The sequence below is a fragment of the Acetomicrobium mobile genome (assembly GCF_937920065.1).
Genome location: NZ_CALETC010000309.1, coordinates 1 through 6,447 on the forward strand (window position 1 = coordinate 1; position 6,447 = coordinate 6,447).

Genomic DNA, 6,447 nt, shown 5'->3' on the forward strand with positions numbered 1-6,447 from the left:
GTTCATTACGACTACCTCCTTGTTATGAATCTGGATATATGCATTTGGGTTTTGTATTTAGGCAGCCCTTGAGGGGTGGACGCCCCCTCAAGGGCTCAGCGTTACTCCCTTCTTCAACTGCGGTACGCGATATCCTGAATTTTGTATATTGATTTATTTTTTCATTTGTTTCCTGTTCACCCAATGCAGTGGTTCTTGCCCAGCAAGTACCCTGACGATTTCTTGTGCCGCTTTCTGCCTGAGCTCAATGATGGACTCTTCTGAGTAAAAAGCAATATGGGGAGTAATGATGACATTGGGAAGATTTGCTAAATCAGGAACATCTTTCGGCGGTTCGCATTCGAGAACGTCCATCGCTGCCCCAGCGATGATGCCTTCTTTCAAGGCTTGATAAAGGTGATTTTCGTTGATCAACGCTCCCCTGGATGTATTGATTAAATAAGCTGTAGGTTTCATCTTCTTAAGAGTTTCACAGTTGATGACATGATACGTTTCGTCGGTCAAAGGAGCATGGAGGGAAAAGGCATCCACGAGCGGAAAAAAATCATCAAGGTTTTCGATCCTTCGGATATTGGCTTGGGCAAGCACATCATTCGGCACGTAGGGATCATACCCCACGACTTCCATGCCGAAGGCTGCGACACGTTTGGCAACTTCGCGGCCGATTGAGCCACATCCTAACAAACCATAGACTTTGCCCCGAAGTCTTGGAATCGGCTTTGCATCGTTAATTTGCCAAAAACCAGTTTTTACCCTATCTGCAAGGTATACCACTTTCCGGATGCTTGCAAGAAAAAGGGATACTGTATGGTCGGCGACCTCTTGAATGCAGTAGTCAGGAACATTGGCAACCATAATACCACGGCGTGTTGCCGCCTCGACATCAATATTATCGACACCAATTGCAGCGCTGACGATAATCTTGCACCTCGAAAGAGCATTGATGACATCTGCGCCTACAGTGGCAAAATTTACAAGCAAGGCGTCGCAATCAGCAACTTCCGCAAGAAGTGTTGCCGGATCATCAGAGCTAGAAAGCCTGAGTTCGGCGTCTATCGCTAACAGTTCCGCCTCCTCAATAGAAGTGTCTAAATATGCTGTGTCAGTCATAAAAACGGTATATTTTGCCAAGACTCATTCACCTCTTTACGAAATTTTCTATTCCTCATCGGTTTACATCGCAGGCTACCGTTTTCAGTTAATTGTCACCTAATGTCAACGGTCCCTCTGGATTGTGAAATATTCGGCACGCGCTTCCCTTTCTTCAGGCGACTTCTCGTTGCATTAAGTTTATCCAATGAATTTAAAAATACCCATCGTTAAAATGGGGAAGTAGGTAAAAAGCATTAGACATACAATCATAACGGCGATAAAAGGCAGTAGGGCCACTGAAATTTTTTCAACACTTTCTTTTGAAATAGAACATGCCACGAAAAGGTTAATTCCGTACGGCGGCGTCACGAATCCTATCGCAAGGGCAAAGGTTATGATCATGCCAAATTGAATCGGATCAATACCCACTTGGGTAACGATGGGAAGTAAAATGGGCGTGAGGATGATAACGGCGGGGATATTGTCAATAAAGCAGCCAATGACCAGCAGGAAGATGTTGATGATCAACAAGAGGACGAAGGGGCTATCAGACAAATTGATCAGCAACAATGCGAGTGTCTTGGGAATTTGCGCCAAGGAGAGATAGTTTGCGAATGCGATGGAAAGTCCAATCATAAACATCAAGGAACCGTTAATCAGGGTCGTCTCTTTCATACTCTTGTAGATTTTTTCAAAATCAAGCTCCTTATAAACGAACTTTCCTATAATGAAGGCATATACCACTGATACAACCGCTGCCTCGGTAGGGGTAAAGATGCCTCCATAAATGCCACCCAAGATAATTACTGGCATCATCAAAGCTTCCCACGATCTTTTTAGACTTGTAAGTACATTCTTCTTTGCACGTCTCTCGTTGCTGCCGTAATTCCCTTTTTTTGCTATGAAGTAGCTCACACACATGAGGCTAAAACCTATTAAGCATCCAGGGATGATGCCCGCAATAAACATATCGCCAATGGATACTTGCGCGGCAATAGCGTAGATGACGAAGGGGATCGACGGAGGAATAATCACGCCAATAGTTCCAGCACTAGCAGTTAAGGCTGTGGCAAAATCCCCCCTGTAATTCCGTTCCTTCATTGCGGGTATCATAAACGACCCGATTGCAGAAACAGTGGCGGGACCTGACCCAGAGATAGCAGCAAAGAACATGCAAGCTAATACTGTTACCATTGCCAATCCGCCCGTTGCAAACCCCACTATAGCATCGGCCAGATCGATAAGCCGCTTAGATATCCCTCCGTTATTCATTAGTGATCCTGCAAGAATAAAAAATGGTACAGCAAGAAGGGGAAAGGAATCCAACCCCGTATAGGCCTTTTGAGCTATAAACATGAGCGGCATTGAACTGGTAAAAAACATAGATATCGCCGTTGATACACCGATCGTTATACCAATTGGAACACCCATTAAGATAAGAATCAACATTAACCCAAAAAGAATAACGATATTCATCATAGCGCCTCCCCCCTTCCTGATAAGGCATTCGATAGGAAATTCTTCAGCTCCAGCAGAAGGCGTGCAGTCATCAGCATCGAGCCAACCGGAACAGATGCGTAAACCAGATACATAGGGATATAAAGAGCAGGAGAGGTCTGCTGCATAGAAGCTACAAACATAGTCATTTTCCAGCCCTGAAATGCAAGAAAAATAGAAAAGGCAATCCAAATGAAAAGCGAGCTAAGTTCTAAGATACTCTTTGCCTTACCTTCGAGACGGTCCAACAACACCGTTACTTTCACGTGTGCGCCTTCTCTCACTGCAAAGCTCGTTCCTATCCAAGAAAACCAGAGAAACAGAAAGCGAGCCACTTCTTCGCTCCAGAATAGCGAATGATGGAAGACATAGCGCATTATAACTTGCACAAAAACAAGAACAACGTTAAATGCGAGAGTCCCCAATAAAAAATATTCTTCTATAAGATTCAGTTTCTTGAGCATAAGTTTGCCTCCTTGCCTTGCCAAATCTCCAAATGAGACTTGTGCTTGCAAAGCTCCTTAACTATTCCACAATCCTAATTATCTGCGGTCCACTGAATTACGTTATCGATGAGTTCGTCATCCCCCACAATCTTTCGAATATCGTCATAAAGTTTAGCGCCAATCTTCACAAAGGCATCGATTTGCTCTGGCGTAAGCTCATTACATTTCATCCCTTTTTCTTCGAGGTTTGCTCTTGCCACTTTTTCCTCTTCGCTGATCAGCCTTCTCTCAGCCTCACAGAAGCGTCGTGATGCTTCTTTAACAATTTCCTGGAGATCTTCAGGAAGTTTATCGAACCAGGCCTTGCTGGTGACGAGCATAGTCGGCTCATAGACATGTCCCGTGAGTGAAACATATTTCTGCACCTCGTAAAACCTCGCCTCTTCAATTAAGACTAGGGGATTCTCCTGGGCATCAACAGTACCCTGCTGGAGAGCCGTATAAAGCTCACCCCAGTTCATGGGAGTCGGATTCGCGCCAACGGCTCTGAAGAATGCTATATGAATTGGATTTTCCTGAGTACGGATCTTAAGTCCCTTCATATCCTCCGGCGTGTAAATAGGTTTACGATTGTTGGTCACATGGCGGAAGCCATTTTCAAAATACCCAAGGTTGTATAAGTTAATTTTGGGTAAAAACGAATTAAACGTGGACCCGAGTTCGCCATCAAGAAGTCGATAAGCTGTCTCCTTATCTTTGAAAAGGTAGGGTAATCCCATAACCTGGAACCGCTTATCGAATCCAGTGATGGTACTTGGCGTGGCACAATCCATGCCAAGGGCACCATACTGACACATTTCGACCATTTCCCTATCTCCGCCAAGCTCGCTGTTAAAATAAAATTCAATCTTAATACGCCCACCTGCATGTTCTTCGATATATGGCACGAAAACATCCTTAAAAGTTAGATAGTATGGGTGGGTTTCAGGAGTGATGCTTCCAATCTTGAGGACGTATTGTTCCTCCACAGCAATACCCACATTGGCCACCAAGCATAACAATATTGCAGCTACGGAAAAAATTGCCACTCTTTTAATCATTTTCTTTTACCTCCTTCTACTATTATTTACTATAAATTATGCATACGCCAGACAAAGTAGGATATCCAAGAAAGCTTTTTGGTTTCTACCTACTGATAATTTTCAATCAAGCTATGTCAATTTTTACTTTTACTAACTTATTTCCTAGCCATAAGTTCTATCGCTGCTTCTCTGATGCGTTTCATCCCTTCTTCAATTTCATCGTATGAACGGCAATAGGCGATCCTGACGAATCCGGGAGTTCCAAAGGCATCCCCAGGAACCACTGAAACACCCTTTTCCTTCAACAAATACATGCAGAAATCGAGGGCTGAGATACCTAGTTTTTCGATGCTAGGAAACACATAGAACGCCCCTTGAGGGACAACGAAATCTATCCCGGGGATATCCTTGAGATAATTGATCACCATATCCCTGCGACGACGGTACTCAGCTACCATATCCGCAACGTAGTCATCGGCATGTCTTAGCGCAAAAGCAACACCTGTTTGAGCAAAAGAGGTGGCGCAGGACGTGATGTTTTGGTGACATTTCACTGCATAGGGTGTCATTTCTTGAGGCATTACAAGCCAGCCTACCCTCCATCCTGTCATGGACCATGTCTTGGAAGCGCTTGATGCAATGATGGAACGTTCGCTCATGCCTGGAAGGGAAAAGATGCTCAAATGTTCCCCCTCATATAGAAATTTTTCGTAACACTCGTCTGAAAGTACCCACAGATCCTTTTCCCTAGCGAGTTTCGCTATTGCAGAAAGGTCTTCCCTGGAGAGAACAGCCCCCGTAGGGTTGTTGGGAGAATTGAGAACAATGAGCTTAGTTTTATCCGTCACTGCTTTTTCAAGATCCTTGACTTGGAGACGGAATCCATTTTCCATGCGGCAGGGCACAGTAACCAGTTTTGCACCAACAATGGATAGCTGATCCGAGTACGCTGCAAAATAGGGTGCAGGGACGATAACTTGGTCTTCCGGCTCAAGGAGGGTCAAAAAGGCAACAAGCATTGCTTCCATAGCCCCAACTGTAACTAGGACATTTTTATCAGGATCGACGGAAAGACCATTTTCCTTTGAGTACTTTTCCGCTAAGGCCAGTCGGAGATCTGGGTCCCCTGCCATATCAGTGTAGTGGACATTCCCAGCATCGAGAGATTCCTTGACGCATTCCTTTGCAGCAGGCGGCGAGTCGAAATCAGGCCGCCCAATCTCCATATGCACAATATCCCGTCCTTGTCTTTCCAGGTCCTCAGCATATGCCAGGATTTCCCGAATTCCTCCCTTTAGTGGAATATTAACCATACGACTATTGGGAAATTTGCATTTTGTTGCCATCACAACATCATTCCTCCTTACTAAATATACGATTTTATATCTTGAGCTTACCAAAAAGCCGTATTCACAAGTTTATATCTTCAAATTGCCCAAGAAATATCGATATCAAAGGGGAGGTTATATTAAATGTTAGGACGTATACCATTGTGAAAGATGCTTTTTAGTGTAGACACAAAATTATATCTTCCAACCGGACTTTTAACGATTAGCAAACTCACAGATTGGGCCTCAACAAAAAAGCCAAAACATCTATACAACATGAACTAATGGACACATAATCACATTACATTTATGGATAAAATAGATAATTTTTATTGCGACTATGACTAAAACTGTAGCTTTCTTCTCTATTGGGATATGTAGAAACAATTTAAAAGACCAAATAAAATAGCTGGATAGAAAAAACATATTTGTATAATTTTGGTTTTATAATATTACAAGAAACGATAATTAGTAGATAATCAAAAAATATGATTTATTTTCATCATTATTCAGCAGTATGTTGTTTCAAAATTAACTTATTCTAAATGACAAATAAAGAGAGGAATGTGGCTTATTTACGCAAATATGAAGCAAAAACACGTACTCCATCTTAATATATTATTATCAAGGTACGAAAAATATTGCAATAACATATCATCCCTCTCTTTTTATATCATGCTAAAGCCGACTGTCCCTTATTCCGCATATATATGTACATGTTTGTCTTTATATATTTGAGACAGTATCATATGCATGTTCGTTTGTCAAACACCTATGTGCTGACCACGTAAAACGTTTATATGACAAATTTATTGAGGAAAAACAGAAAAGGACCACTCGTTTCAGTAGATTACTTGTGTTCACCCAAAAATTTTAAAGAAGGGCCTTGGATTGAACAAGGATATTTCCCCACAAACTTTCCACACTATTTGAAATAGAGCCCTTTTCCTATTGACAAGAGGATAAAGCCGTGATAGATTTTACTCAACTTACGGAGGGAGA

Annotated in this window: 5 protein-coding genes; all 5 read right to left on the reverse strand. The window is 42.6% G+C overall.

Annotated elements, in window-relative coordinates; genetic code table 11:
• Window positions 1–153: 153 nt before the first annotated feature.
• The 5 genes from Q7P41_RS11595 to Q7P41_RS11615 all read right to left on the reverse strand — a co-directional run bounded on the left by Q7P41_RS11595 (window position 154) and on the right by Q7P41_RS11615 (window position 5,463).
• The gene (locus Q7P41_RS11595; protein WP_303884427.1) at window positions 154–1,131 is read right to left on the reverse strand and encodes a C-terminal binding protein; all 978 of its coding nucleotides are present in this window, start codon (window positions 1,129–1,131) and stop codon (window positions 154–156) included.
• Window positions 1,132–1,290: 159 nt separating this feature from the next.
• Window positions 1,291–2,571, reverse strand: coding sequence for a TRAP transporter large permease (locus tag Q7P41_RS11600; RefSeq protein WP_369693160.1), 1,281 nt, complete (start codon window positions 2,569–2,571; stop codon window positions 1,291–1,293).
• A complete protein-coding gene (locus tag Q7P41_RS11605; RefSeq protein WP_303884428.1) occupies window positions 2,568–3,053 on the reverse strand; it encodes a TRAP transporter small permease in 486 nt (161 codons plus the stop codon). The genes Q7P41_RS11600 and Q7P41_RS11605 overlap by 4 nt, the downstream gene beginning before the upstream one ends.
• A gap of 74 nt (window positions 3,054–3,127) precedes the next feature.
• A complete protein-coding gene (locus tag Q7P41_RS11610) occupies window positions 3,128–4,135 on the reverse strand; it encodes a DctP family TRAP transporter solute-binding subunit (protein WP_303884429.1) in 1,008 nt (335 codons plus the stop codon).
• A gap of 137 nt (window positions 4,136–4,272) precedes the next feature.
• Window positions 4,273–5,463: a pyridoxal phosphate-dependent aminotransferase gene (locus tag Q7P41_RS11615; RefSeq protein WP_303884431.1), complete on the reverse strand. Its 1,191-nt coding sequence runs from the start codon at window positions 5,461–5,463 to the stop codon at window positions 4,273–4,275.
• Window positions 5,464–6,447: the final 984 nt, after the last annotated feature.

Coding starts and splice junctions, on each gene's coding strand:
- Q7P41_RS11615 (WP_303884431.1), bottom strand. CDS start 5,463: ATGGCAACAAAATGCAAATTTCCCAATAGTCGTATGGTTAATATTCCA.
- Q7P41_RS11600 (WP_369693160.1), bottom strand. CDS start 2,571: ATGATGAATATCGTTATTCTTTTTGGGTTAATGTTGATTCTTATCTTA.
- Q7P41_RS11610 (WP_303884429.1), bottom strand. CDS start 4,135: ATGATTAAAAGAGTGGCAATTTTTTCCGTAGCTGCAATATTGTTATGC.
- Q7P41_RS11605 (WP_303884428.1), bottom strand. CDS start 3,053: ATGCTCAAGAAACTGAATCTTATAGAAGAATATTTTTTATTGGGGACT.